Annotated in this window: 24 protein-coding genes; 7 read left to right on the top strand and 17 right to left on the bottom strand. The window is 56.9% G+C overall.

Going from position 1 to position 26,689, the window contains the following annotated elements; genetic code table 11:
- Nucleotide 1: 1 nt before the first annotated feature.
- From QVZ43_RS12090 to guaB, 5 genes are all read right to left on the bottom strand, one after another.
- Complete coding sequence (locus QVZ43_RS12090; protein ID WP_223793312.1) at nt 2-1,345, bottom strand: UDP-glucose dehydrogenase family protein; 1,344 nt, start codon at nt 1,343-1,345, stop codon at nt 2-4.
- Between the two features lie 63 nt (nt 1,346-1,408).
- The gene (gene galE, locus QVZ43_RS12095) at nt 1,409-2,398 is read right to left on the bottom strand and encodes a UDP-glucose 4-epimerase GalE (protein WP_302910140.1); all 990 of its coding nucleotides are present in this window, start codon (nt 2,396-2,398) and stop codon (nt 1,409-1,411) included.
- Nucleotides 2,399-2,406: 8 nt separating this feature from the next.
- Entirely contained in the window at nt 2,407-2,934 is a 528-nt protein-coding gene (gene tadA, locus QVZ43_RS12100) for a tRNA adenosine(34) deaminase TadA (protein ID WP_223793310.1), read from the bottom strand.
- A 10-nt stretch (nt 2,935-2,944) separates the two neighbouring features.
- Nucleotides 2,945-4,522 (bottom strand): glutamine-hydrolyzing GMP synthase, encoded by a 1,578-nt coding sequence (guaA, locus tag QVZ43_RS12105; protein WP_302910141.1) that lies wholly within the window; start codon nt 4,520-4,522, stop codon nt 2,945-2,947.
- 62 nt (nt 4,523-4,584) lie between these two features.
- Nucleotides 4,585-6,048, bottom strand: coding sequence for an IMP dehydrogenase (gene guaB, locus QVZ43_RS12110; RefSeq protein WP_302910142.1), 1,464 nt, complete (start codon nt 6,046-6,048; stop codon nt 4,585-4,587).
- Nucleotides 6,049-6,238: 190 nt separating this feature from the next.
- Between guaB and xseA the strand changes: the two genes are divergently transcribed.
- The 3 genes from xseA (at nt 6,239) to QVZ43_RS12125 (ending at nt 10,140) form a co-directional block, all read left to right on the top strand.
- Nucleotides 6,239-7,639 carry an exodeoxyribonuclease VII large subunit gene (xseA, locus tag QVZ43_RS12115; protein WP_302910143.1) on the top strand — a complete coding sequence of 467 codons (1,401 nt, stop codon included), beginning with the start codon at nt 6,239-6,241 and terminating at the stop codon, nt 7,637-7,639.
- A 107-nt stretch (nt 7,640-7,746) separates the two neighbouring features.
- A complete protein-coding gene (locus QVZ43_RS12120) occupies nt 7,747-9,618 on the top strand; it encodes a propionyl-CoA synthetase (protein ID WP_302910144.1) in 1,872 nt (623 codons plus the stop codon).
- A 312-nt stretch (nt 9,619-9,930) separates the two neighbouring features.
- Nucleotides 9,931-10,140 (top strand): cold-shock protein, encoded by a 210-nt coding sequence (locus QVZ43_RS12125; protein WP_223793305.1) that lies wholly within the window; start codon nt 9,931-9,933, stop codon nt 10,138-10,140.
- 97 nt (nt 10,141-10,237) lie between these two features.
- On the opposite strand, the gene leuA is transcribed toward QVZ43_RS12125, so the two are convergent.
- A complete protein-coding gene (leuA, locus tag QVZ43_RS12130; RefSeq protein WP_302910145.1) occupies nt 10,238-11,932 on the bottom strand; it encodes a 2-isopropylmalate synthase in 1,695 nt (564 codons plus the stop codon).
- Between the two features lie 146 nt (nt 11,933-12,078).
- Here leuA and QVZ43_RS12135 point away from each other — a divergent pair, with 146 nt between their 5' ends.
- Together QVZ43_RS12135 and QVZ43_RS12140 are read left to right on the top strand one after the other, a co-directional pair.
- Nucleotides 12,079-12,576, top strand: coding sequence for an Lrp/AsnC family transcriptional regulator (locus QVZ43_RS12135; RefSeq protein ID WP_302910146.1), 498 nt, complete (start codon nt 12,079-12,081; stop codon nt 12,574-12,576).
- A 169-nt stretch (nt 12,577-12,745) separates the two neighbouring features.
- Complete coding sequence (locus QVZ43_RS12140) at nt 12,746-14,479, top strand: proline--tRNA ligase (RefSeq protein WP_302910147.1); 1,734 nt, start codon at nt 12,746-12,748, stop codon at nt 14,477-14,479.
- Nucleotides 14,480-14,517: 38 nt separating this feature from the next.
- On the opposite strand, the gene murB is transcribed toward QVZ43_RS12140, so the two are convergent.
- The 9 genes from murB to QVZ43_RS12185 form a co-directional block, all read right to left on the bottom strand.
- A complete protein-coding gene (gene murB / locus QVZ43_RS12145) occupies nt 14,518-15,558 on the bottom strand; it encodes a UDP-N-acetylmuramate dehydrogenase (RefSeq protein ID WP_302910148.1) in 1,041 nt (346 codons plus the stop codon).
- On the bottom strand, nt 15,555-16,034 hold the full coding sequence (locus QVZ43_RS12150) for a low molecular weight protein-tyrosine-phosphatase (RefSeq protein ID WP_302910149.1): 480 nt from the start codon (nt 16,032-16,034) through the stop codon (nt 15,555-15,557). Before QVZ43_RS12150 ends, murB begins: the two co-directional genes overlap by 4 nt.
- Nucleotides 16,034-16,819, bottom strand: a complete 786-nt coding sequence (kdsB, locus tag QVZ43_RS12155) for a 3-deoxy-manno-octulosonate cytidylyltransferase (RefSeq protein WP_223793300.1) — start codon at nt 16,817-16,819, stop codon at nt 16,034-16,036. Before kdsB ends, QVZ43_RS12150 begins: the two co-directional genes overlap by 1 nt.
- Before the next feature lie 25 nt (nt 16,820-16,844).
- The gene (locus QVZ43_RS12160) at nt 16,845-17,033 is read right to left on the bottom strand and encodes a Trm112 family protein (protein WP_223793299.1); all 189 of its coding nucleotides are present in this window, start codon (nt 17,031-17,033) and stop codon (nt 16,845-16,847) included.
- Nucleotides 17,034-17,074: 41 nt separating this feature from the next.
- Nucleotides 17,075-18,103, bottom strand: coding sequence for a tetraacyldisaccharide 4'-kinase (gene lpxK / locus QVZ43_RS12165; RefSeq protein WP_302910150.1), 1,029 nt, complete (start codon nt 18,101-18,103; stop codon nt 17,075-17,077).
- Entirely contained in the window at nt 18,100-19,878 is a 1,779-nt protein-coding gene (gene msbA, locus QVZ43_RS12170; protein ID WP_302910151.1) for a lipid A export permease/ATP-binding protein MsbA, read from the bottom strand. The genes lpxK and msbA overlap by 4 nt, the downstream gene beginning before the upstream one ends.
- Nucleotides 19,875-20,300, bottom strand: coding sequence for an ExbD/TolR family protein (locus QVZ43_RS12175; protein ID WP_223793296.1), 426 nt, complete (start codon nt 20,298-20,300; stop codon nt 19,875-19,877). Before QVZ43_RS12175 ends, msbA begins: the two co-directional genes overlap by 4 nt.
- 5 nt (nt 20,301-20,305) lie before the next feature.
- On the bottom strand, nt 20,306-20,932 hold the full coding sequence (locus QVZ43_RS12180) for a MotA/TolQ/ExbB proton channel family protein (RefSeq protein WP_223793295.1): 627 nt from the start codon (nt 20,930-20,932) through the stop codon (nt 20,306-20,308).
- Between the two features lie 72 nt (nt 20,933-21,004).
- On the bottom strand, nt 21,005-23,428 hold the full coding sequence (locus QVZ43_RS12185) for a DNA internalization-related competence protein ComEC/Rec2 (protein WP_302910152.1): 2,424 nt from the start codon (nt 23,426-23,428) through the stop codon (nt 21,005-21,007).
- Between the two features lie 80 nt (nt 23,429-23,508).
- Between QVZ43_RS12185 and QVZ43_RS12190 the strand changes: the two genes are divergently transcribed.
- Nucleotides 23,509-24,054 (top strand): DUF2062 domain-containing protein, encoded by a 546-nt coding sequence (locus tag QVZ43_RS12190; protein ID WP_302910153.1) that lies wholly within the window; start codon nt 23,509-23,511, stop codon nt 24,052-24,054.
- Here QVZ43_RS12190 and QVZ43_RS12195 read toward each other — a convergent pair.
- Nucleotides 24,042-24,752 (bottom strand): ABC transporter ATP-binding protein, encoded by a 711-nt coding sequence (locus QVZ43_RS12195; RefSeq protein ID WP_420890915.1) that lies wholly within the window; start codon nt 24,750-24,752, stop codon nt 24,042-24,044. The two genes, QVZ43_RS12190 and QVZ43_RS12195, sit on opposite strands and share 13 nt — an antisense overlap.
- Nucleotides 24,745-25,986, bottom strand: a complete 1,242-nt coding sequence (locus QVZ43_RS12200; RefSeq protein ID WP_223793292.1) for a lipoprotein-releasing ABC transporter permease subunit — start codon at nt 25,984-25,986, stop codon at nt 24,745-24,747. Before QVZ43_RS12200 ends, QVZ43_RS12195 begins: the two co-directional genes overlap by 8 nt.
- Nucleotides 25,987-26,174: 188 nt before the next feature.
- Between QVZ43_RS12200 and QVZ43_RS16445 the strand changes: the two genes are divergently transcribed.
- Nucleotides 26,175-26,468 (top strand): hypothetical protein, encoded by a 294-nt coding sequence (locus QVZ43_RS16445; protein WP_338140895.1) that lies wholly within the window; start codon nt 26,175-26,177, stop codon nt 26,466-26,468.
- The last annotated feature ends 221 nt before the right edge of the window (nt 26,469-26,689 follow it).

Here is a 26,689-nt window from a genome sequence, read left to right on the forward strand (position 1 = left end):
ATCACTCCGGGCTGAACTGATTGGCACCACGACCGATGGCATAATAGATCAGGTCGTGACGGTCGAGCATTTCCGGCTCATAGAGATTTCGACCATCAAAGACAACAGGCTCATTGAGCGCAGTTGCGATAAGCTCAAAGTCCGGCGAACGGAATTCCTTCCACTCCGTGCAAATGACCAGAACATCCGCGCCCTTGAGCGCCTGCTCCTTGGTACCACACAAGACGAGCCCGTCGCGATCTCCATAGATCCGCTGGGTTTCTTCCATGGCTTCCGGGTCAAACGCCTGAACACTGGCACCCGCTTTCCAGAGGTTTTCCATAAGCGTTCTGGACGACGCTTCTCGCATGTCATCCGTATTCGGCTTGAACGCCAGCCCCCAGAGGGCGACAACCTTACCTTTCAGATCACCCTGGAAATAGTGACTGATCTTGTCGAAGAGCACATGTTTCTGGGCATAGTTTACGGCTTCGACTGCATTCAGAAGCTTCGCCTCATAGCCAATGTCGCCTGCCGTTCGCGCCAGGGCCTGAACGTCCTTGGGAAAACACGATCCACCGTACCCGCAGCCTGGGTAAATAAAGTGGTAGCCAATGCGGGGATCCGAGCCGATACCCTGACGCACGGCCTCAACGTCCGCACCCAGGCGCTCCGCCAGGTTGGCAATTTCGTTCATAAAGCTGATTTTGGTGGCCAGCATGGCATTGGCCGCGTATTTGGTCAGCTCGGCCGAGCGGATATCCATGAAGATCATCCGGTCATGGGAGCGGTTGAACGGGTAGTAGACTTCCCGAAGCAACTCCGCAGCCTTTTCACTGTCGGTACCCACCACAATCCGGTCAGGCTTCATGAAGTCCTGGATGGCAGCGCCTTCCTTGAGAAATTCAGGGTTGGACACCACGTCGAAATCCAGGTCCAGTTTTCGCTGGTCAAGCTCAGCCTGGACTGCCGCCCGAACCTTGTCCGCCGTGCCGACCGGCACCGTGGACTTGTCGATAACAACCTTGTAGTCATCCATGTGCTGACCAATGGATCGGGCTACAGCGGTCACGTACTGAAGGTCGGCGGAGCCATCCTCGTCCGGGGGCGTGCCTACGGCAATAAACTGCAAAACCCCATGAGCGACAGCCTCTTCCACATCTGTGGTAAAGGAAAGGCGGCCAGCCTCGACCGTGTGACTGACGATACTCTCAAGTCCCGGCTCATAAATGGGGATCTGCCCGTTCTTCAGGCGCTGGATCTTGCCTTCGTCCACATCCATACACAGGACTTCGTGGCCAACATCAGCCAGACACGCGCCCGTCACCAGGCCAACGTAACCGGTACCAAAAATCGTAATTTTCATTCGCTAAATCCCAATTCCTTCTCTGTAAACGGGTACACGCACCAACAGAACGTTCATCAGCTCTTAATGCGTTATTTTCTTCTTCTGCCAGATGGATTCCCAGTTAAGGGCGGTGCGCACGATGGTCTGGAGATCATCATAGTCCGGCGACCATCCCAGCACCTCGGTGATGCGCGTATTGTCGGCCATCAACGCAGCCGGGTCTCCCGCTCTGCGCCCTGTTTCCGTTACCGGGAAATCGACCTCGGATTCCTGCTTGACCACATCAATGACTTCACGCACCGTAAATCCGCGGCCATAGCCGCAGTTCAGCACCTGGGACTCACCACCCGCGGCCATATAATCCAGCGCCATAACGTGCGCCTTGGCCAGATCCTCAACGTGGATATAATCACGAACGCAGGTCCCGTCCCGGGTATCGTAGTCCGTACCGAAGATGTTCATCCCCTCACGCTGACCCGTGACACACTCGCAGGCCACCTTGATCAGGTGAGTGGCCTCCGGCGTGGCCTGCCCCAGCAACCCGTCCGGATTGGCTCCGGCCACATTGAAGTAGCGCAGAATGACATAGTTCAGGCTGGAGGCAGCGGATAGATCCATAATCATCCGCTCACTCATCATTTTGGAGGCACCGTAGGGATTGATGGGCGCCAGAGGCAGATCCTCGGTCAGCACGGTCTCAGCCGGCATGCCGTAAACGGCTGCGGTCGATGAAAAGACCATGTACGGAACCTGGTAGGCCTCAACGGCCTTAAGGAGGTTCAGCGTGTTACGCGTATTGTTACTGTAATACTTGAGAGGATTTTCTACCGATTCCGGCACCACGATGTTCGCGGCAAAGTGAAGCACTGCTTCAAACTTGTGAACCGCAAAAAGGTCGTTCAGGGCCGCTTCATCCGCCAGATCCCCGACCACGAGCTCGCCCGCTGTCACTGCCCACCGGTAACCGGTCGACAAGTTGTCATAAACAACGATGTCGTGCCCCGCCTGTGCCAATTGCCGAACAACATGGCTTCCGATATATCCGGCACCGCCGGTAACGAGAACTTTCATAAACTGTGTTACTCCTTCCCTGAGATTCCTTTACCCGGGATTGCTTTGCGCCTCTGTCGGATTTCCTTGCGCCGTGCGCTAAAAAAATCGCTCAACATCTGGCTACATCGATCCTGCAGCACACCGCCTGCAGATGAAACATTCCAATTGAGATGCGGCTCGTCCAGCGTGCGACGGGTGGATTCTACCGCGCCCGCCTTGGGTTCTATAGCACCATACACCAGCCGGCTTACACGGCTGTGAACCACCGCACCAACGCACATGGTGCAAGGTTCCAGTGTTACATACAGTGTGGCACCAGAAAGCCGATAATTCCCGACTCGCGAAGCCGCATCCCGAAGCGCGCGGATCTCCGCATGAGCGGTAGGGTCGCAACCGGTAATCGGCGCATTGAATCCCGCGCCGACCTCCCGCCCATCCAGAACCACAACAGCACCCACGGGCACCTCCCCTTTGCTGGCTGCCATGGCAGCCAGCTCAAGGGCCCTTTCCATCCAGTGCTCATCAGTGTTTTTGGGAGTCGATGACGATGTCATCTGTGACCGATCATTCCCACTCAATGGTCGCAGGCGGCTTGGAGGAAATGTCGTAGGTGACCCGAGACACACCCGTGATTTCATTGATGATCCGGTTGGATACGGTCTCGAGCAAATCATAAGGCAAGTGTGCCCAGCGGGCAGTCATGAAATCGATGGTCTCCACCGCACGAAGAGCGATTACATACTCATAGCGGCGGGCATCCCCTACCACACCGACAGACTTCACCGGCAAGAAGACCGCGAATGCCTGACTGGTCTTGTGGTACAGGTCGGCACGATGAAGTTCTTCGAGGAAGATCGCATCGGCCCTACGGAGAATATCGGCGTACTCCTTCTTAACCTCGCCCAGAATCCGCACACCTAGGCCTGGCCCGGGGAACGGGTGGCGGTATACCATGTCGTAGGGCAAGCCGAGCTCCAGACCAATCTTACGTACTTCGTCCTTGAAAAGTTCACGAAGCGGTTCGACCAGTTTGAGCTTCATGGTCTCCGGCAACCCACCCACATTGTGATGCGACTTGATCACATGGGCCTTGCCGGTTTTGGCAGCGGCGGATTCAATAACGTCGGGATAAATGGTGCCCTGAGCGAGCCAGTCCACGTCGGTGATTCGTGCCGCCTCTTCGTCAAACACGTCGATAAAGGTGTTACCGATAACCTTCCGCTTATCCTCGGGATCAGACACCCCCTTCAACTTGGACAGGAACAGGTCCTCGGAATCCGACTTGATGACCTTGACCCCCATATTCCGGGAGAACATGTCCATCACCTGTTCGCCTTCGTTCAGACGCAACAGGCCGTTATCAACGAACACACAGGTCAGTTGATCACCGATGGCCTTATGCAGCAGGGCGGCGGTTACCGAAGAGTCCACACCACCGGACAGGCCAAGCAGCACTTTGTCGGAACCTACCTGCTCACGAATCTTTTCAACCGCATCCTCGACAATCTTGGCCGGCGTCCACAGCGCTTCGCAACGACAGATATTCAGGGCGAAGTGCTCGAGAATTCGTTTACCCTGCAGAGTGTGGGTCACCTCCGGGTGGAACTGAACGCCGTAAAGGTGTCGGCTAACGTCCTGCATCGCCGCGATCGGCGCGCTTTCAGTGGATGCCAGCAGTTCAAAGCCGTCCGGCATGGCAACAACCTTGTCACCGTGGCTCATCCAGACATCCAGCAACGACGTGCCATTGGCGTCGAGATGATCCTTGATGTCCTTAAGCAGCGGCCCCTCGGCGCGGACTTTCACCTGCGCATAGCCAAACTCACGCTTTTCGGAGCTCGCAACACGCCCGCCAAGCTGTTCCGCCATAGTCTGCATGCCGTAGCAGATACCGAGGACAGGGATATTCCGGTCAAACAAACCCTCGGGAGCACGCGGACCGCCAAGCTCCGTGACCGACTCCGGTCCACCCGCCAGGATGACCCCTTTTGGATTGAATTCGTTCAACTCTTCGTCGGTAATGTCGAACGCTTTGATTTCACAATAAACGCCGATTTCCCGGACACGGCGCGCAATCAGTTGCGTGTACTGGGAGCCAAAATCGAGAATCAGGATGCGGTGGTCGTGAATGTTCTGGGCCATGGATTCCTCGGGTGCAGAATGAACAACGCGGCTCCGGGAGCCGCGTTCAAATATAGCGTTGATCAGCCAATACGGTAGTTTGGCGCTTCCTTGGTGATAGTCACATCGTGAACGTGGCTCTCACTCATGCCGGCGCTGGTAATGCGAACAAACTCGGGCTTGGTCCGCATTTCCTCCATGTTCGCGCTGCCGGTGTAGCCCATGGAGGCACGCAACCCCCCGACAAGCTGATGCACGATGTTGCGCATCGGCCCCTTGCAAGCAACCCGGCCTTCAATGCCTTCCGGAACCAGTTTTTCTATGCCTTTACTGGCATCCTGGAAGTAGCGGTCACTGGAACCCTGGCCCATTGCGCCAAGAGAGCCCATGCCACGGTAGGCCTTATAGCTCCGGCCCTGGAAAAGCTCCACTTCACCGGGTGCCTCATCCGTTCCTGCCAGCAGGCTACCGATCATGACACTGTGGGCACCTGCCGCAATCGCCTTAGCAATATCGCCAGAGAATCGGATACCACCATCGGCAATCACGGGAACGCCGCGCTCTTTCAGAGCTGCAGCCACATTGGAGACGGCTGAAATCTGGGGCACACCGATGCCCGCCACAATCCGCGTGGTGCAGATGGAGCCAGGACCAATTCCCACCTTCACAGCGTCTGCACCGGCATCGGCCAGGGCGATAGCCGCCTGAGAGGTCGCAATGTTACCACCAATAACCTGTACGTCCGGAAAGTTCTGCTTCACCCAGCGAACCCGCTCGACCACACCACGGGAATGCCCGTGCGCGGTATCCACAACGATCACATCAACACCGGCTTCTGCCAGCGCAGACACTCGCGCTTCCGTATCGCCACCGGTACTGACCGCCGCGCCAACACGCAGGCGCCCTTGATCGTCCTTGCACGCCAGCGGGTAGTCCTTGGCTTTCTGGATATCCTTTACGGTAATCAGGCCACGCAACTGGAAGGCATCGTTCACAACCAGAACTTTCTCGATGCGGTGGCGATGCAGCAATTCCTTCACCTGGTCAAGGCTGTCACCCTCCTTGACCGTAACGAGCTTCTCCTTCGGGGTCATGATGTCCCGAACCAGGGTATCCATCCGGCTTTCAAAGCGAATATCGCGACCAGTCACGATACCAACCAGATCATGCCCATCCACCACAGGCAGGCCAGAAATGTTGTTGGCCATGGTGATGTCGACCAGCTCGCGGACGGTTGTGTCCGGAGCAACGGTGATCGGGTCTTTCACCACACCGCTTTCGAATTTCTTGACCTTACGGACCGCGGCAGCCTGTTGCTCCACAGTCATATTCTTGTGCATGATGCCGATGCCGCCTTCCTGAGCCATGGCAATCGCCAGCTCGGCTTCGGTAACCGTATCCATGGCGGATGAAAGCAAGGGAATATTCAGGGTAATATCCCGGGTGAGTTGCGTCTGAAGGTCAACTTCGTGCGGAAGAACTTCCGAGTATCCAGGAACCAGCAGAACATCATCAAATGTGAGGGCTTCTTCGGCAATTCGCAGCATTGGGACCCGCCTTGTGAACATGCTAATTTGGAAATTTCAATGCTGCTCCAGGAGCGGAACAGCAAAGCAAAAACCGTAATCGATCTATTATAAAGTGGCTCAACTGGCCAGTAAACCGCACCCAAAGGGCATCAACTCCCCATCCCTTTGAAATAACAGTTTTTTTAAACATACGTCTCGGCTATTCCTTATGAATCAATCCGGTCCGCGCGCCCACATGCCCTCACTTGGCGATCCACGCCCCCGTGCGCTCAGTGTGAGTGAGTTGAATCACCAGGCTCGACACCTGCTGGAATCCAGCTTCATGCAGGTCTGGGTGGAAGGAGAACTGTCAGGGTTCTCGCGCCCCTCCTCCGGACACTGGTACTTCTCCCTGAAAGATGCCCGGTGCCAGATCCGCTGCGCCATGTTCCGGGGATTCAACCAGCGAATCCGCACCATCCCCAAGGAGGGCGACCAGGTTCGAATTCGGGGGAAAGTGACGCTCTACGAAAATCGCGGGGATTTCCAGATCATAGTAGAGCACATCGAACCCGCCGGACTGGGTGCACTCCAACAGGCCTTCGAGCAGCTGAAAGCCAAACTACAGGCCGAAGGCCTGTTCGACACGGCCCGGAAGAAACCCATTCCGGATCCGCCCAGACATATCGGCGTGGTCACCTCACCCACCGGCGCTGCGATCCACGACATCCTGACTGTGCTGGCGCGGCGCTGCCCGGCAATTCCTGTCACACTGTATCCGACCGCGGTTCAGGGAAACGAAGCAACATCAGACATCGTTCGCGCCATTGAGCGGGCGCAAGCCCACGGCAAAGCCGATGTGCTGATTGTCGGGCGCGGAGGCGGATCACTGGAAGACCTGTGGTGCTTCAATGAAGAGGCCGTGGCGCGGGCGATAGCCAACTGCACTATTCCGACTGTAAGCGCGGTCGGGCACGAAGTGGATGTCACCATCGCCGATTTTGTCGCGGATCTCAGGGCCCCGACACCATCCGCAGCCGCAGAGAAAATTTCACCGGACCAGAGCCACTGGCTGCGACAGATACGCGAGCAGGAGCTTCGGCTGGCCAACGCTGCCCGAAGAACCCTGAAGCGACTCGAAACCCAGCTTGGCCACCTGGGTGCCCGCCTGCGAGATCCACGCCGAACCCTGCAGGAAAAAGCACAACGCCTGGATGAGCTTGAAGTGAGACTGGCAAAAACCGCTCTTCAACGGCTCGAACAGAAAAAGATTCGCATTACGCACCTGGACCAGCGACTGGCCATGCAGTCACCCGTTCGGCAACTGGCGAACAGCGAACAGGCGCTCGGGTATGCTGCCAACACTCTGATGAACATCATGCGCCAGCAGCTGGAGCGACATAGTAACAAACTTGACCACACAGCTCAGACACTGCATGTGGTTAGCCCGCTGGCGACCCTCGGGCGGGGATATTCAATCTCACGAGATACCCACGGGCACATTCTTCGCGACACAACCTTACTGTCCCCGGGCTACACGGTAACCACCCGACTAGCCAGGGGGTCTTTTTCCGCCACCGTCACCAGAATTGATGATCAGGAGAATGGAACAACCGCTCAGGAAGACTAAGCCAATGGTCTACTAGTCCATGATTTCAAACCGCTTAGAGTTGGAGCTGTACAAGGGTTGTACAACAACAAGAAAAGATAAACGCGGTCTGAATGAAGGTGGAATGTATGGGCTACTACACGGAGTTCGGACGGTCTATCGACCATCCGGAAGACTTCTGGCGCGAACAGGCTGAACAAATCGACTGGATCAAGCCGCCGAAAACCATATGGCAACCGACGGAGAACGGACACGGCGTCTGGTTTCCCGACGGTGAACTCAACTCATCACACATTGCCCTGGATGCCAATATCGAAGCCGGCCGGGGCGACCAGACAGCGCTGATCTATGACTCCCCCGTCACAAACACCAAGCGCTCCTACACCTACCGCGAACTGACCGATGCCGTCGCCCGCTTCGCCGGCGCCCTTAAGAACCAGGGCATCACCAAGGGCGACCGGGTCATTATTTACATGCCCATGATCCCGGAAGCGGTCATCGGCATGCTGGCATGCGCCAGGATTGGCGCCATTCACTCGGTGGTATTCGGTGGCTTCGCGTCTCACGAACTGGCCGTTCGGATCGATGACGCCCAGCCCAAAGCGGTGCTGACGGCCTCGTGCGGAATCGAAATCAACCGAGTCATCGCCTACAAGCCTCTGGTGGACAGGGCCATTGACCAGGCCACGCACAAGCCCGAGTGCTGCATCATCTTCCAGCGCCCCGAGGTCCAGGCCGAATTTAATTCCGATCGCGATTTCGACTGGCAGGCAATCACCGAATCAGCTCAACCGGCTGACCCGGTACCGGTCAAGGCGACGGATCCGCTTTACATTCTTTATACCTCTGGCACTACCGGCAAACCCAAAGGCGTTGTCCGAGACAACGGCGGGCACGCCGTCGCCATGACCTACAGCATGAAGCTGGTGTACGACGCCAATCCCGGTGATGTCTACTGGGCCGCCTCGGATGTCGGCTGGGTCGTGGGTCACAGCTACATTGTGTACGGCCCCCTGTTTGCCGGTTGCACAACCATTCTTTACGAGGGCAAGCCGGTAAAAACCCCGGACTCCGGCGCCTTCTGGCGAGTGGTCCAGGATCACGGCGTCAACCTGCTGTTCACAGCACCGACGGCGTTCCGCGCCATCCGAAAGGAAGACCCGGAAGCCGACCAGCTGGCCCGTTACAACATCAGCTCACTGAAGCGCGTTTTCCTTGCCGGCGAAAGGCTGGACCCGCCGACCTATGACTGGCTAAAGGAACACACCAATCTGCCGGTACTGGACCACTGGTGGCAAACCGAAACCGGCTGGGCCATCTGCTGCAATCCGGTGGGCATCGAAATGATGAAAACCAAGCCCGGATCGGCCACGGTTCCCTCCCCGGGATTCAATGTGCAGATTCTGGATACCCGCGGCCATCAGTGCCCATCTGGCACTCAGGGTCAGGTTGTGGTCAAGCTCCCTCTTCCTCCGGGATGCCTGCTAACGGTCTGGGGCGACGACCAGCGCTTCCAGCAAAGCTATCTGAACCCCGCACCCGGCTACTACACCTCTGGTGATGGCGGTTTTATCGATGAAGAGGGGTATGTATTCATCATGGGCCGCACGGACGACGTCATCAACGTGGCTGGCCATCGGCTGTCGACGGGCGAAATGGAAGAGGTACTGGCCTCCCATCCGGCAGTTGCCGAATGCTGCGTTGTGGGTGCTCAGGATGAACTCAAGGGACAAATTCCGATTGGCCTGGTGCTGATCAAGGACAGCGCCACCATCAATCACGACGAACTTGAAGATGAACTGGTTGAAATGGTGCGGGAAAAGATCGGTGCCATAGCCTGTTTCCGCCGGGCCCTGGTCGTTGAACGCCTGCCCAAGACCCGATCCGGCAAGATTTTGAGGCGGGTTATCCGCCAGATTGCCGACGGCGAGGAATACACGGTACCAAGCACCATTGACGACCCGGCCATTCTGACGGAAATCAAAGAACAATTTGGCTAATTAGTGACCATTAACCTGTCAGCCAGCGACCTGAAAGGATCTGGATACTTTATCGACACACATTGCACAAACATTTGTTTTAAATAGCGAAATTTAATGACAAAAGGAGTGAAAATGCGTTGACGCCCAACTAAGTCGGTCTATACTGAAATTTGCTGTGAAAATGCAGCGGTATTTTGTGAATGTGATTTGACGTCCTGCCGAAGCGCTTTTCGTTATCCCTTTCTCAGTACTCCGTGATTTTCCCAGCACGCATTCCGAATGGAATAGAAGGTCCCCGTGAGGGAAAGATTGAAAAATACAGGAAAGATCATGTCCGATACAAAAACAGGCCACGTAAAGTGGTTCAACGACTCCAAGGGCTTTGGCTTTATCGCTCAGGACGGTGGCAGTGACGTATTCGTTCACTACAGTGCAATCAACTCATCCGGTTTCCGCTCCCTGGCCGAAGGTCAGCAGGTGCAGTTCACGATCACCCAGGGACCGAAAGGCCCCCAGGCTGAGAACGTGACCCCGGTGTAAGCTTGCCTTACCCGTCCACTGCCCCTCACGGGCATTGGAAATCTAAAAAGCCGGCATTCCTGCCGGCTTTTTTATGCTCAATTTTTGTGCTCGTATCTCAGGCGCCAAGGGCCACCGGATCCTCCTGCCGAGTTCCATGACGCTCTCCCACCACTTGGGCAACTGCAGACAACAGCGCCTGCAACGTAGCCGATGTGGTGTCTTCCGCCAGAGCCGCAGCGCTGCAATGCTGGTCGTTCACCGTCACCCGAATGCACGCCATGGCGTTGGCCTTGGTGCCTTCGCCCAGCGCAAACTCATCGTAAGCTTCGACGGCGATCGACAGATCGAACTGCCGCTCCAGGGCATCCGAAACCGCTTCGACCGCACCCAGTCCCTGCCCGGCCAGAGGCATGGCATTTTCCCGGCTACCCACGGAGATCTCGGCTTTCACCCCGGAGTCATCCCGGCGCAGGTCGTAAGATGACAAAGTCCAGCCTGCCGGTACATTCAGATAGCGTGACTCAAACAGGCGATGAATGGTTAGGGAATCAATCTCGCCACCATTGGTTTCGGCTTCACGCTGAACCACCTTGCTAAACTCAATCTGCAACCAGCGGGGCAGGCTGATGTCGTAGTCCCGTTCCAGCACGTAGGCCACACCACCCTTGCCAGACTGACTGTTGATGCGGACCACTTCCTCGTACCGGCGCCCCACATCGAACGGATCGATCGGCAAATAGGCCACGTTCCAGGTGTCATTCGACTGACGACGGGACAGGCACTTGCGAATGGCATCCTGATGGCTGCCGGAAAACGCGGTGAACACCAGCTCCCCGGCGTAGGGATGACGCGGATGCGTGGCAATCTCGGTACAGGCCTCGACCACTTCCGTGATTTCAGCCATACAGGCCAGATCCAGCTTGGGGTCAACGCCCTGGGAATACAGGTTCATGGCCATGGTGACCAGATCCATATTGCCCGTGCGCTCACCGTTCCCCATCAACGTGCCTTCCACACGGTCGGCACCGGCCATCACCGCCAGCTCTGCAGCTGCCACACCGCAACCACGATCGTTGTGGGTGTGCACGCTGATGCTCAGATATTCACGGCGCTGGATGTTATCGCAGATCCATTCGATCTGATCGGCGAACACGTTCGGCGTTGCCATCTCAACGGTAGCAGGCAGGTTAATAATGACAGGCTGCCCCAGATCCGGGCGCCACACCTCGGTGACCGCATCCACCACCTCGGCCGCAAAATCCAGCTCGGTACCGGTGAAACTCTCCGGCGAATACTGGAAGGTCCACTCGGTTTCCGGGTATTTGCCGGCGAACTCCTTCACCACACGGGCACCATTGACGGCGATATCGCGAATGCCCGCCCGATCCAGCCCGAACACCTGTTCCCGCTGAACCGTTGATGTGGAGTTGTAGACATGAACAATGGCTTGCTTTGCGCCTTTCAGTGCTTCATAAGTCCGCGCGATCAACTCCGGCCGGGCCTGAGTCAACACCTGAATCTTGACGTCATCCGGAATCCGGTTTTCATCGATCAACTTACGGCAGAAATCGAAGTCCGGCTGGCTGGCCGAGGGAAAGCCAATTTCAATCTCCTTGAAGCCCAGCTTCACCAGCAAATCGAACATGCGCTGCTTCTGCTGCACGTTCATGGGCTTGACCAGCGCCTGGTTGCCGTCTCGTAGATCAACTGCACACCACATCGGTGCCTTCTCAATGACCTTATCGGGCCACCGGCGGTCGGTTTTACCAATTGGTTTAAACGGTGCGTATTTACGATGATCAAAAGACATTTGAGTAAATCCTTGCATTAGCCAGGGCTGGATGGTGTCGATGTACCTAGCTTAACCTCACATCGTCAGAATTTGATTGCTATTTAGCGCCTTTAACTCTATTTTTTGACATATTATTTCAACCCAAATAAATACATAGCTATTTTATGTCAATCAAGTCTGAAACCCTGGTGAAAATCGACAAAACCGATCGCCGGATTCTGGAGCAGCTCCAGCAAAATGGTGCGCTTACCAATCAGGAACTGGCAGAAAAAATCGGCCTTTCCCCGTCGCCGTGCCTGAGGCGCGTCAGAGCACTGCAGGAAGCAGGCATTCTGCTGCGTACAGTAACCGTGCTGGACCATAAAAAACTCGGGCTGTCGCTCACAGCGATCATTCTGATCGGCATGGACAGGCACACACCGGAACGCTTCACAGCGTTTGAGGAACAGGTGTCCGAGTACCCCGAAGTTCAGGAGTGCTATCTGATCACCGGGCAGGATGCGGACTACATGCTGAAAGTCGTAGTGCCGGATATGGACCACTACCATCATTTCCTGTTGAACAGGATTACCCGCATCCCCGGCGTCAGCGGCGTCCATTCGAGCTTTGTATTACGACGGGTGATCGACAGTACCGCCCTGCCCCTGGGCTATCTTTCCTGACCAGCTATCGGCCCGATCAACCGGTTGAGAGATTCCATCCTTCCCGTCTGTACCTTGGCACAGTGCGTCCGTACAATATCGGCCACATGATATTCAGGCATGGGCCAACTACCCATTTCTGCCTGCCCACGAATCCAATAACTCTTGATTTGATCACACGGAAAACACCATGCGAGCAAGCCGTTATCTGATTGCAACCCAGAAAGAAACTCCGGCAGACGCCGAGGTTATCAGTCACCAGCTTATGCTGCGTGCCGGGATGATCCGCAAGCTTGCGGCCGGCTTGTACACATGGCTTCCCATGGGCCTGCGCACCCTCCGCAAGGTTGAGCGGATTGTTCGGGAAGAAATGGACAAGAGCGGTGCCCAGGAAGTCCTGATGCCAGCGGTTCAGCCGGCCGAGCTCTGGGAAGAATCCGGCCGCTGGGACCAGTACGGCGGTGAACTTCTGAGACTGAATGATCGCCACGGACGGGACTTCTGTTTTGGCCCGACCCACGAGGAAGTCATCACCGACCTGGTCCGCCATGAACTTAAAAGCTATAAGGAACTGCCGGCTAATTTTTACCAGATTCAAACCAAGTTCCGGGATGAGCGCCGCCCTCGCTTTGGCGTGATGCGGGCCCGGGAATTTGTGATGAAGGACGCCTATTCCTTCCACCTGAACGCAGAGTCTCTGGGCGAAACCTACGACGTCATGCACCGGACTTACTGCGCCATCTTCGACCGTCTGGGGCTCGATTATCGCCCGGTTCAGGCCGATTCCGGCGCCATTGGCGGCAGTGCGTCCCACGAGTTCCACGTACTGGCTTCCTCCGGCGAAGACGACATCGTGTTCAGCACCGAAAGCAGCTACGCCGCTAACATCGAAAAAGCAGAAGCGGTCGCACCGGCCGGCGAACGTGCCGCACCTTCTGAAGAACTCCAGGAAATCGCCACCCCGGACCAGCGCACCATCGAATCTGTCTCCCAATTCCTGGGTGTGGACACCACCCGCACCGTAAAAACGTTGCTGGTCAAAGGTGAAGAAGATGAGAACGGCCAGTCAGGTCTGGTGGCGCTTATCCTGCGTGGCGACCACACCCTCAACGAAATCAAGGCGGAAAAGCTGGAAGGCGTCGCGGAACCGCTGACCATGGCCACCGACGAGGAAATCGAGCAAGCCACCGGCTGCAAGCCGGGTTCCATTGGCCCCGTGAACCTGAACGTCCCGGTGATCGTCGACCGCAGTGCCGCTCACCTGGCGGACTTTGTGTGTGGTGCCAACAAAGAAGGCTACCACCTGACCGGCGTGAACTGGGATCGTGACGCAGACCTGGGACGCGTCGAGGACCTTCGCAACGTGGTTGAAGGCGATCCGAGCCCGGATGGTCAGGGCACCCTTGAAATCCGTCGCGGCATCGAAGTTGGGCACATTTTCAAACTGGGCGACAAGTACAGCCAGGCCATGAACGCCACCGTTCTCGATGAACACGGCAAGAGCATCGTGATGCAGATGGGCTGCTATGGCATCGGCGTTTCGCGGATTGTCGCCGCGTCCATCGAGCAGAATCATGACGACAAGGGCATTATCTGGCCGGACGCTATCGCACCGTTCGAGGTCGCGATTGTGACCCTGAATGCCCACAAGTCGCCGACCGTGGCCGAAGCCGGCGATAAGCTTTACGAGCAGCTGCGCCAGGCTGGTTTTGATGTATTGCTGGATGACCGGAACGAGCGCCCGGGTGTGAAGTTTGCCGATATGGAACTGATCGGTATTCCACACCGCTTTGTGGTTTCTGACCGGGGCTTGAGCGCCGGAACACTGGAATACAAAGGTCGCCGGGATACCGACAAGCAGGATGTGGCCATTGAAGACGCGCTGAGCTTCCTGATCAACCGCTCCCCGCGCAAAGGATTGTAAGTCAGACGATCCAGGCGGCCCGCCCGGGCCGCCTGGATTTATTCCCTCACCGCTTGGCTTACAACGCCGGGCTCCATTTCCAGCTTCACACCATACCTGGCTTTCACGGATTCCCGAATTTCCTTCGCCAGCGAAAGAATATCCGCTCCAGTGCCACCGGAGTGATTGATCAGCACCAGCGCTTGCCGGTTGTGTACGCCCACATGGCTGTTCCGAAACCCTTTCCAGCCACTCTGATCGATCAACCAGGCTGCCGCCAGCTTGACACCTTCAGGCTGGGGATAGCCGACCACCTCGGGAAACAGTGCCCTCAAGCGGTCGAACTCTGCGTTAGTAACCACGGGGTTTTTGAAGAAACTGCCGACGTTCGGCAAGGTCATAGGATCCGGTAACTTGCGGCGGCGAACGGCCATCACCGCCTCTACCACATCCATCACATCAATGTCCGAGGGAGCAAAATCACCGAGGTATTCCTGCAAATCCTTGTAACCGAGTTGCAGCGGTCTGTGGCGGGACAGGCGCAGACGGATATCCGTAATCACATACTGTCCGGGCTGCTCTTTGAAAAGGCTGTTACGGTAGGCAAACTGACACTCTTGGCCGGCCAGTTTCACCAACTCACCGGTGTGGCGGTCCAGTGCCGTCACAGATACCAGCGTATCGCACAACTCCACGCCATAGGCGCCAATATTCTGAACCGGGGCAGCGCCGGCCGTACCGGGGATCAACGCCAGGTTTTCAATTCCCCGGTACCCGGAACCAGCCGCATAGAGCACGGCGTCATGCCAGTTCTCGCCGGCGCCAAGTACCAGAGTTGCCTCACCGTCCGAGACATCTTCCCAGTACCTCGCACGGATACAGATGCGAATCACCAGCCCATCAAAGTCCCCATCGAACACCAGGTTGCTTCCACCGCCAAGAATCAGTGTCCGATACTGATTGGCGTCCGCCCATGCCAGTGCCGCCCGGAGGCTCTCGTTATCCGTCACCTCCACGTAGTATCGGGCGACAGACGCCACCCGGAGGGTATTGAGATCCTTCAGTTCAACCCACTCGCGGGGCTCCATCACAGCATTCAACTCAGGCGCTCCCGGATATCGGCCAACAGCCCTTCGCCGGCCTCGTGGATCAGGTCCAGAACCAGTTCGAAACCGTCCTCTCCGCCGTAGTAGGGATCGGGGACCTCGCGATGGGCCGACTGGCCGTAATCAAGGAACAGCTCGGGGCGGGTTCCACCGCAGCGATGCCAGGCCTCGGTAACATCCGTCAGATTCTGGCGATCCATCACCAGCACATGATCGAAACGGACGAGATCGTCACTGACGAACTGCCGGGCACGCAAATGACCAATATCGATACCCCGCTTTCGGGCCGCCTGAATAGCGCGGGCGTCCGGTGATTTGCCAACGTGCCAGCTGCCCGTGCCACAGGAATCCACCTCTACCCGATCGCTCAGTCCTGACTGGTCAACCAGGGATTGAAAAACGCCTTCCGCGCTGGGAGAGCGGCAAATATTACCTAGACACACAAACAGCACACGAACCTTGTCGGTCATTACTCCACCTTTCCCTGCATCCATTCACGAAGCCGTTCCAGGTCCGCCTCGGTATCCACACCTGCCGGTGGCGTTTCCGCCGCCACATCGACATGAATTCGGGCACCGTTGTACAGCGCTCTTAGCTGCTCCAGTGCCTCAACCCGCTCCAGAGGCGCCGGCGGCCAGCTGACAAATTGCTCCAGAACACGGGCCCGATACCCGTAAATACCAATGTGTCGGAAATACCCCACGGTTTCGGGCAAGGACACATCCGGATTTACCAGAGGGTTACCGCCCTGCCAGTGATCCCGGGCCCAGGGAATCGGTGCCCGGCTGAAATAATGGGCCATGCCCTCATGGTCGAACACCACCTTGACCACATTGGCATTAAAGACCTGGCCGGCATCGTGGAGCCTCTCGCACAGGGTTGATATCTCGGCATCCGGATGGAGCTCGAGATTGTCCGCCACCTGATTAATCAGCGCCGGGGGGATAAGAGGCTCATCGCCCTGCACATTGACGACCCGGTGCTCCGGCTCAAATTCCAACAACCGGGCTACCTCCTCCAAACGATCCGTACCGCTGGCGTGCTCGGGTGAGGTCATCACCACATCGGCCCCGAACGCCTCACAGGCAGAACGAATGCGTTCATCATCCGTGGCAATCACCACTCGCTCCGCACGGCTTTCCTGTGCACGCTCGAAGACGTGCTGGACCATAGGCTTACCTGCGATATCCGCCAGCGGTTTACCGGGCAGTCGAGAGGATGCGTAGCGGGCGGGAATAACAACCGTAAATGACATGAGATTGGTATCCTGGTTCGGTGTTTCAGCGCTTATCGAGACGTTCATCCGTGCTCAGCGTTCGGGCCTCCCCGGCAAGCATCACCGGGATCCCCTCGCGGATCGGAAACGCCATAGCGTCCTGATAACAGATGAGTTCAGTCCGCGCGTCATTCAGTTTCAGATCGCCCTTGCAAACGGGGCAGGACAACATAGCCAACAATCTCTTATCCATAATGACTCTTTTATCCACGTGATAGGCACGAATGCCCGAGACTATCCATTCAATGTCTGAGCGCTTTCGCGAATTCTTTCCAGCACTGATCTTGTGAAATCCTCTGACACCCTCGCTCTGACCGAAAATACCCAGGCGTTTTCAGGAGCGAATCCCTGGCACTTCACGGCATCCTTGGCGGTCATTACCACCCACTGCCCCGGTTCAGACTTCAGGTCGGCAGGTTCGAAGCGGTGATGGTCGGGAAAGGGGGACTCCTGCACTTTCGCGCCAAGTCCCTTCAGTGTATCGAAAAAACGATCAGGGTTGCCTATGCCCGCCACCGCTTTGACCGAACGCCCGCTCAAATCACTCAGCGGGCGCGATTCACCGGATTTCAGGTTTACCAGAGAGGAAGGCTCCAGATCCATGACATGGATTTCAGGGTGCTTGATGTCATGAAACGAGTCGAGCTTCTCGCCTGCGTCAAATGGTCCGCCGTTGACCACCATGAAGTCCACAGAGGACAACCGTGAAACCGACTCCCGCAGTGGCCCGACAGGGATAATGCCCCCATTACCAATCCCGCGGGCTCCATCGAAAACCGCCAGTTCGACATCTCTGGGCAACTGATAATGCTGCAGGCCATCGTCACAGACGAGAATGTCCCCCAGATCCTGCTCTAAAGCCCAGGCCGCTGCCCGACGACGCTGCGGGTCCACAACGACGGGAACGCCAGTCGCCTGGACCAGCATGACAGGCTCGTCGCCAACCACCTTGGGGTCGGATTCGCCTGACACAAGCTGAGGGTAGTGAGAGGATTTGCCACCGTAGCCCCGGCTCAGAACAACCGGACGCCAGCCTGCATTTCGCAATTCAGTGACCAGCCAGGCGGTTAGGGGCGATTTACCGGTGCCGCCAGCTGTAATGTTACCCACAACAACCACAGGAACGAGCAGCGCATCGTCTTTAACCTCCCAGGCCTTTTTACGCCGGGAGTTGGACACCGCCTGAAACAGCCAGGCGAAGGGTGCCAGAAACCAGAGAGGGCGCCCTTCTCCATACCAGAGCCGATCAACCAGGGAGCTCATGCCTGCTCGCTGAATTGCATCTGATGCAACTGAGCGTAGGCACCGCCTGCAGCAAGTAGTTCGTCGTGGCACCCGGACTCGATGATGCGCCCGTTATCCATCACCAGAATACGATCGGCCTTCTCGATGGTTGAAAGCCGGTGGGCGATCACGAGAGTTGTCCGCCCCTGCATGACGGTCTCCAACGCTTCCTGGATATGGCGCTCGGATTCGGTATCCAATGCTGAGGTGGCCTCGTCCAGAATCAGAATCGGCGCATCCTTGAGCAAAGCCCGAGCAATGGCCAAGCGCTGTCGCTGGCCACCGGAGAGCATTACACCGTTATCACCAATCATGGTGTCCAGGCCCTCCGGCATACGTTCAATAAATTCCAGAGCGTGGGCCTTCCGGGCGGCTTCCCGGATTTCTTCACGTGTGCAGTCTCTCAGTGCACCGTAGGCAATATTGGCTGCAATGCTGTCATTGAACAGCACCACGTTCTGGGTCACCAGGGCGATCTGGGCACGAAGCGCTTTCAGCGAATAATCGCGCAACGCATGATCATCAATGACAATCTCTCCCCCCGTGTACTCATAAAAACGCGGCAGAAGGCTCACCAGTGTCGACTTCCCGCTACCGGATTTGCCAACCAGCGCTACACTCTGGCCTTCCGGTATCTCTATTGAAATACCTTCCAGTACATTATCGAGCTGATTCCGGTAGCGAAACGCAACATCCTCGAATCGGATATTTCCCTTGACCCGCTCAGGCGCATAGGTGCCGGGGTCATCCTCCGGTATCTCATCGATGGTTTCGAACACATCGTAAGCGGCTGCCACACCCTTCTGGATCTTGGCGTGCACCGAAGTAACCTGCCGGATCGGCTTGGCCATGGTCGCAGCGGCCGTAATAAAGGCCACCAGCTGGCCCGTTGTCATGCCATCACGAATATCCGGTGCCAACATCGTCCATACCAGGGCGGCGATGGCGATCGCCACCAGCACCTGAATCACCGGTACGCTGATCGCCTGGGTGGAGGCCATTTTGAGGCTTTGCTTCAAGTTGCGATCGTTCACTTCGGCAAAGCGTTGCCGCTCATAATCCTCACCGCCAAAGGTTCGAACCACCCGGTAACCGGTAATAGATTCGGATGCCACATGGGTAATGTCACCCATGGACCCCTGTATCCGCTTGCTGATCCGACGGAACCGCTTACTGGCGTAGCTGACCACGGCGCCGATCAGCGGCCCAACCGCCAGGAAAATCAGGGTCAGCTTCCAGTTGGTGTAGAGCATGAATCCCAGCAGGCCGACCACCGTCAATCCTTCCCGAAGGGTAATGGTCACTGCACTGGTCGTCGCTTCAGCCACTTGCTCAACGTTAAAGGTCAGTTTCGAAACAAGCCGCCCCGAGGCGTTGTCGTCAAAATAACGTGAAGGAAGGGTGAGCAGACGATGAAACACATCCGTACGCAGGGCATTAATGACATGCCGCCCCACGTAGTTGATGAAGTACTGGCTCATGAAGGTGCCGACACCACGAAGGGCAAAAACCCCCACGATAATGGTCGTTAGCAGCAGGCGGTTGCCTTCGGTCGGATTCTCGATGGCCTTGATGACGTATTCCATTGCCGCGGCCATGCCGGTAGACGCACCGGCATAGATGACGTTGCCTATAATGGCCAGCGTGAACGCCAGCCAGAATGGCTTTACGTAGGCCAGCAGGCGTTTATAGGTTTCCCAGCTGCCGGGCGATGCCTCCTGGCCCGCAGAGGGAAGAGGATCGCTGCTGCTCACTGAGTTTCAGTCTCCCGCTCGGTCGTGATGCTGAGTTTAGCAAACCCAAGGCGGCCGGCAACGTCCATGGCCCGGACGACGAACTCGTGGGCGGTACGCGCGTCGGCCGTAATGATGTACGGCAGTGAGCTGTCGCCACCGGACAGCTCCTTGACTCCACGTTCCAGGGTTTCACGGCGATTGTTCACCAGTGACCGGCCATTGAGTATGTACTGGCCTTCGGCATTGATGACGACATCGATCTGCTCGACTTCATCGGGCGAAACCGGTTCGCCACTGGCTTCGGGCAATTCCACCTGGAGATGACTCTCCCGGGTGAAGGTGGTCGAAACCATAAAAAAGATCAGCAGCAGGAACACCACGTCAATCAAGGGCGTGAGATCGACACCAACTTCCTGACTTCTCTGGCGCTTGAACTTCACGGCGTTCAGGCTCCTTCCACGTCGATTTCACGGTCTCCGTGAACCACCTCGACCAGTTTGATGGCCTCCTGTTCCATACCCACCACGAGTTCGTCAACGCGACGGAGGAAGTATCGATGGGCAATCAGAGCGGGGATGGCGACGCTCAGGCCAGCCGCAGTGGTGATCAGTGCCTCGGAGATACCGCCAGCGAGGTTGCCGGCATTACCGACACCTGACAGCTGGATTTCGGCAAACACCTTGATCATGCCAATGACCGTACCCAGCAGGCCCAGCAATGGTGTGACAGTGGCTACGGTACCGAGCGGGTTGAGGAAACGTTCGAGATCATGGATAACCTGACTGGCCTCGTGTTCGATGCTTTCCTTCATGATCTCCCGACCATGTTTGGCGTTCAGCAGGCCACCGGCCAGAATGCGGCCCATGGGAGACGATGCCTGCAATGCCTTGAGCTTCCGGCCATTCAGCTCTTTTTTCTTGATCCAGCGCCAGAGTTCATTCACCGATTGGTTGGGGGCTACTCTGGAAGGACGCAGAGTCCAGAACCGCTCCAGGATAATCGCAAGGGCAAGAATGGAACAGGCAACAATGGGCACCATCAAAATGCCACCGGCTTTCAACAGCTCAAACACGCTCGGTCTCCCTGATTAATGACAAGCGGCGCTACTTTAGCATAGCTGCCGCGAGAGGCCACACCCGGAATGTCACGGTAGTTTGCAGGCCTCCCGGGTTTGCCCTTCGGCGCCAATCCAGAATGGCGTGTCGTGCCACGTTTCAAGAACATTCACCCTGCCTTTGTCCGCTGACATCGTCAGCGCTCCGCTACACGCTGTGCTGAAGGGCACGGCACCAAACTCCCGATACCGGCGGGTGACAGACGGGTGAGGATGACCGAAACGGTGTCGATACCCTGCCGAGAAAACCACCACATTGGGCCGGATATAAGCCACCCAGGCTCGGGAGGAGGACGTTTTACTGCCATGGTGGGGAGCAATCATCACCCGATAGACGGAGTTTTGCCAGGTGCCCGCCGAATGCGCCAGGTATTCTAGCTCCGTTTCCCGGCTGATATCCCCGGGCAAAACCCATTCAACACCGAGCTGAACACTTCGAACACGCAGAACGCAGGACGCATCGTTACCCTCGCTGCCTACCGATGACTGCCAGAAATCCACCTTGAGTTCGCCAACATTGGTCTGAACCTGCCGGCAGGGAGCCACCGCGACGCCAGACGCCATCCGTTGCCGGGCCTCCCCGGGCTCGCCACTCACCACCGAATCAATTTCAAACGTGTCTGACAGCCTGGTCAGACCGCCCGCATGATCGGTATCCGCATGACTAACCACCAGTTGATTGATGCGGCTTACCCCCAAGGCTCGCAAGTTGGGTTCGATCACGGACTCTACCGCTGAGAACACGCCGGGCAACTCGGGTCCGGTATCGTAAAGCAGAACATCGCGCTGGTGACGAACCAGGACCGACAACCCCTGCCCCACATCCCAAACCCTGACCTCTGGCTCTGACACAAACACATTCCCCGTCGAAGGATCGGCACGAAACAGCCAGACACCCGCAAGTAGACCAGCCGCCAGACGCATTGAGGCCGAGGGAACCCACAAGGCGACCAACACCATAACAGCGAACAGAGTCACTGCCAGGGCACCGCGAAATGTCGCGGGAAAAGGAAAGGCGGAGACAAACCCTAACCAATCCCAGAAAACATCCAGCGCAAGGTCCAGAACCGGCACGAAGAGCAGGCCCAAAGCTGGAAAAATGGCCGTCAACACCCCTGCGGCCATTAATAACGGCATTACCACAAAGGAGACCCAGGGAATGGCCACAAGATTTGCCAGGGCTCCGGCCAGCGGCTGGCTTTGCCCCATCAACAGCAAGACCGGCCAAAGTCCGGCAAAAACGCCACATTGAGCCATCAACAAGGTCCGAAACCACCCTGGCTGCCTTAACCGGCCGGCGAACACCCATACCAGAACGGCCACAGCGGTAAAGGACAGCCAGAATCCCTGATCCAGCGGTGCGAAGGGATCAAGAAAAATAACAGCTCCCAGCGCGTAAACCAGAGGGCGCCAGGCACCCCCGGTTCGAGCCACCAGGAGACTCCAGCCGACCACCAGCGCCATAATCAACGCCCGTTGGGTGGGCACCGTGAAACCGGCCAGCAGTGCATAACACAGGCAGCTGATGGCCATGATGGCGAAAACCCAATGGCGTCGGGCTGTCTCATCCAACCAGGACACCGGCACACGCCGGACGATCCCCCCCGCTACCAGGGTCGCGCCCAGCGCAACCAGCCCCAGATGCAATCCGGAAATGGCAACCAGATGAATCGTTCCGGTTGACTGCAGAAGCGCCCACTGTTCCGGTTCAAGCTCACCGCGGTATCCTACGAGTAGTGAAGCCACCATAGATGCGTTGCGAGCCTGAGCGAACTCCGCCTGAACCCAACGGGCCATCTGTCCATGAAGATTTGCGTACTGACAACGCAGGCCGCATGGGACCTCCAGATCCACCTGAAGAGCCCGAACGCTGCCGGTTGCACGATACCCGTTCCGGTACAGCCAGTTTTCGTATCGGAATCCCTCCGGATTCAATGAGCCGTGGGGGCGCTTGAGAACCACCGTAAGGTGCAACCGATGGTCGGGCATCCACCGGTCGTCAGCGTTATACCAGGCGAGCCTTAATGTTTTTGGCAAGACCCGATTACTGGCAATGTCGCCCGCTTGATGCCACTGAGTTACGCAGAAACTGAATTTGAGGCTTTGAAAACTTCCAGGCGAGGGTACGTCGCACACATACCCGGACACCGATACAGGAACCCCTTCCATGTCGGTCGGCAATCGTTCCTCAAGGCGCACCTCGGCATGCCAGAGGGCCCAGCCGATACCCGCACACCCCCCAATAAGGGCAAAGGCAACGTGACGAACAAAACGGGAGCCGGATCGGACTACAATGCAAAATGCTGTGATAAAGATCGCCAAGACAAAGGCGAGAGGTGGTAACTCAGACTGCCAATACAGTATGATTGCGCCACAAGAAAAGGCGATAACGCCAAGGACCGCAGAATAGCGTTCCGTCCCGGCCTGACCGCGACGACAAGAATTCCCGGACACTCCATGTCCTCCCGAATAAATCATGCACCGGCCGCATCCTTGCCGCCGTATAACGATCTTTAAGACACGCAGAGCTTCCGATGCCAAAGAAGTTCATGAAACGATATCTGCCAACACCTGAAAAGGTTAAGGCCATGAAGTCCCTGCACTTTCTGGGCGATATCCTGCATGAACCCAACCTCTGGCACATCAATCGTCACAGTGTTGCCAGGGCCTTTCTCGTCGGTATCTGGTTCTGCTTTATTCCGATGCCCTTCCAGATGGTGGCCGCGGCCTTCTTCGCCATCTGGTTCAACGCCAACCTGCCCTTGTCGGTGATGCTGGTATGGATCAGCAATCCAGTCACCATGCCACCCATGTTCTACTTCAACTACAAGGTGGGCGCCTGGATTCTGGACCGTCCGGTACTGAACTTTGAATTTCAGCTCACCTGGCAGTGGATCAGCGAACGCTTGCTCGACATCGGGATTCCTCTGTACCTTGGCTCCCTCATTATCGCAACGGTATCCGCCTGCGTTGCCTATCTGAGCATCCAGTACCTGTGGCGTCGCAAGGTACGCTCCAGCTGGCGACTCAGACAGCTGGGCCGGGTAAAGCGGACGCGACCCGCCGATCAGATTTCCTGAACAAGCCGGCCCTGCTCCAACCGCAGCACCCGACCAAGACTCCGGGCCATGGCCATGTCATGGGTTACCATGACGAATGAGATGGCTAGCTGGTCCCGCAGGGATTCAATCAACTCCCTTACACCCTCGGCCGTCTGCTCATCGAGGTTGCCCGTTGGCTCATCCATCAGCACGCAATCCGGCTCATTCACCAGCGCCCGCGCAATCGCAACTCGCTGACGCTCCCCACCGGATAACTCACCCGGTTTATGAGTCAGACGCTCTGCCAGACCAACCCGCTCCAGCAACACCTCCGCCTTCTCACGGGATGCGCGAACAGACATCCCCCCCAAAGCACAGGGCATCATGACATTCTCGACGGCAGTGAATTCAGGCAACAAATGATGAAACTGGTAGACAAAGCCCAGGTGGCCGTTCCGGAAACGCGCCCGACCTGCCTCGGACATCCCATGGATATCCTGGCCACAAATAAAGATGTGGCCAGAGGAAGGCCGATCAAGACCGCCCAGCAGATTCAGCAGCGTGGTCTTCCCCGCACCGCTGCTGCCGACTATTGCCACCGTTTCGCCCTTGGCAACCTGCAGGGAAATATCGGAAAAGATTGTCAAAGACGCCGGCCCTTCCTTGTAGGTTCGGGTCACCTGCCGGCAATCAATCACGCTGGATGCACTTTCCATTACTGCCTCAACCTCATTCATAACGAAGCGCCTCTGCCGGATCGACCCTGGATGCACGCCAGGCCGGGTAGATTGTCGCAAGCAAACTCATGACCAGCCCGGAACCGCTGATAATCAACACATCTTTCCACTGAAGCTGCGATGGCAGATAACTGATGAAATAGACATCCGCGCTCAGGAACTGATGCCCCAGCACCCCTTCCAGCCAGGAGATAAAGTCACTGATATTCAGGGCGCCGAGCACACCCAGGGCGGTACCAACCAGCGTACCGAAAATCCCGATCACCGCACCCTGAACAATAAAAATCCGCATGATACGGCCCGGCGTGGCGCCCATGGTTCGCAAAATGGCGATGTCGGCCGTTTTATCGGTTACCACCATCACCAGGGTGGAAACGATGTTGAAGGCCGCCACCGCAACAATGAACATCAGCAGCAACCCGATCATGGTTTTTTCCATACGAATCGCCTGGAACAGATTGCCGTGGGTACGCGTCCAGTCAGAAATGTAGTAACGGCCATTCAGCATGCGTGCTGTTTGCTCGACGACTTTAGGTGCCGCAAAGAGGTCGTCCACCAACAGCCGAACGCCCATGGCTTTGCCCCCGGTACGCATCAACTTGGCAGCATCGTCCATGTGAACCAGCGTGTAATTACCGTCCAGTTCTGCCCCCACACTGAAGATACCTTTCACCGTAAACCGCTTGAGCCTCGGCAATACACCTGCCGGTGTGACGGATGCCTCGGGCAGCACAACTGTGACCCTATCACCGATCTTCAGGCGAAGGCTTGCAGCCATCAGCCGACCAATGATGATACCGAACTCACCGGATTTGAGATCGTCCAGACTGCCTTCGATCATGTGGTTCTCAATAATCGAGACCGAAGCCTCCTCACTGGGCAACACCCCATTGAGCAGAACACCGCGAACATTGCCACCACCAGTCACCATGCCTTGCCCCTTGATAAACGGAGCGGCCGCCAACACCCGGGGATGGGCCTGCACTTCCTGATCAATCGCCTCCCAGTTATCCAGCGGACCAGCGCCCTCAATCACTGCGTGGGGCACCATCCCCAGAATGCGCTGCTTGAGTTCCCGATCGAAGCCATTCATGACGGAAAGCACAATGATCAGTACGGCCACCCCCAGAGTCAGGCCAATCATGGAGGTAAGTGAAATAAAGGAAATAAAGTGGTTACGACGCTTGGCGGCGGTATACCGCAAGCCGATATAGAACGATAAGGGTCTGAACATGGAGAGGCGCCCGCGCTACCTTCAGATCTGTCGTGGCTGTTATTCCCCCGCCGTCTTCAGGCAGCGTGGGAAACTGATAAACTTTACTTTGACAATAAAAACTCAACACCGGAGTCAGGGTGCCGTCCAGCAGCCCTCCCCCGCACCGGAGGAAAGCGCCCCTGAACGCAGGGACTTTTACCGGACTGATGATCAAATCGGACTGGAAATCCGAAAGTTCTCGCCGCCTTGACCAGGACGTTCGCACACACCCTAACGCACTCGCTGAGCGGGACAGGTTCCTGGCCGGGCTGCTCAAATCATTGAACGGTAAGCTGGATACGCTCGGGCGCATTATGGCCTTTGTGCAAAATCCGTTGCAACCGGAAGACTGGCAGGACGTGACCCGGAGCGAAGGTGGCCTGGTTTTCTCCACCGCAACCCCGGTAGGGAAAACCGGCGACTGGCTGGCGCTTCAGATGACGCTTTCCCCGGACCGGTAGCAACCCCGGACGATTGCCGAAGTCATTGGAACGGCGCCTGATCACGCCGGTGGTACCCCGGTGCATGCTCAATTTCACCAAATTACAGACGGTGACCGACAGCGGATTGCAAGACAGGTCCTGCGCTGGCAAATTCGTCAGAGACAAAATAATTAAACTTCGTAAAGCTGGTGACTTTTGCCCGCCGTTTTAAGATATTAGGTCTTTTCCATATCTGCCGA

Source organism: Marinobacter suaedae (assembly GCF_030519635.1).
GTDB lineage: Bacteria > Pseudomonadota > Gammaproteobacteria > Pseudomonadales > Oleiphilaceae > Marinobacter > Marinobacter suaedae.

Excerpts from the sequence above, each read along its gene's own strand:
- galE (WP_302910140.1), bottom strand. The coding sequence starts at position 2,398 with ATGAAAGTTCTCGTTACCGGCGGTGCCGGATATATCGGAAGCCATGTT.
- QVZ43_RS12200 (WP_223793292.1), bottom strand. The coding sequence starts at position 25,986 with ATGTTCAGACCCTTATCGTTCTATATCGGCTTGCGGTATACCGCCGCC.
- QVZ43_RS12190 (WP_302910153.1), top strand. The coding sequence starts at position 23,509 with ATGCCAAAGAAGTTCATGAAACGATATCTGCCAACACCTGAAAAGGTT.
- QVZ43_RS12135 (WP_302910146.1), top strand. The coding sequence starts at position 12,079 with ATGTCAATCAAGTCTGAAACCCTGGTGAAAATCGACAAAACCGATCGC.
- QVZ43_RS12160 (WP_223793299.1), bottom strand. The coding sequence starts at position 17,033 with ATGGATAAGAGATTGTTGGCTATGTTGTCCTGCCCCGTTTGCAAGGGC.
- guaA (WP_302910141.1), bottom strand. The coding sequence starts at position 4,522 with ATGGCCCAGAACATTCACGACCACCGCATCCTGATTCTCGATTTTGGC.
- lpxK (WP_302910150.1), bottom strand. The coding sequence starts at position 18,103 with ATGAGCTCCCTGGTTGATCGGCTCTGGTATGGAGAAGGGCGCCCTCTC.
- kdsB (WP_223793300.1), bottom strand. The coding sequence starts at position 16,819 with ATGTCATTTACGGTTGTTATTCCCGCCCGCTACGCATCCTCTCGACTG.
- xseA (WP_302910143.1), top strand. The coding sequence starts at position 6,239 with ATGAATCAATCCGGTCCGCGCGCCCACATGCCCTCACTTGGCGATCCA.
- QVZ43_RS12150 (WP_302910149.1), bottom strand. The coding sequence starts at position 16,034 with ATGACCGACAAGGTTCGTGTGCTGTTTGTGTGTCTAGGTAATATTTGC.
- guaB (WP_302910142.1), bottom strand. The coding sequence starts at position 6,048 with ATGCTGCGAATTGCCGAAGAAGCCCTCACATTTGATGATGTTCTGCTG.
- QVZ43_RS16445 (WP_338140895.1), top strand. The coding sequence starts at position 26,175 with ATGATCAAATCGGACTGGAAATCCGAAAGTTCTCGCCGCCTTGACCAG.
- QVZ43_RS12120 (WP_302910144.1), top strand. The coding sequence starts at position 7,747 with ATGGGCTACTACACGGAGTTCGGACGGTCTATCGACCATCCGGAAGAC.
- leuA (WP_302910145.1), bottom strand. The coding sequence starts at position 11,932 with ATGTCTTTTGATCATCGTAAATACGCACCGTTTAAACCAATTGGTAAA.
- QVZ43_RS12125 (WP_223793305.1), top strand. The coding sequence starts at position 9,931 with ATGTCCGATACAAAAACAGGCCACGTAAAGTGGTTCAACGACTCCAAG.
- QVZ43_RS12140 (WP_302910147.1), top strand. The coding sequence starts at position 12,746 with ATGCGAGCAAGCCGTTATCTGATTGCAACCCAGAAAGAAACTCCGGCA.
- QVZ43_RS12090 (WP_223793312.1), bottom strand. The coding sequence starts at position 1,345 with ATGAAAATTACGATTTTTGGTACCGGTTACGTTGGCCTGGTGACGGGC.
- tadA (WP_223793310.1), bottom strand. The coding sequence starts at position 2,934 with ATGACATCGTCATCGACTCCCAAAAACACTGATGAGCACTGGATGGAA.
- QVZ43_RS12195 (WP_420890915.1), bottom strand. The coding sequence starts at position 24,752 with ATGAATGAGGTTGAGGCAGTAATGGAAAGTGCATCCAGCGTGATTGAT.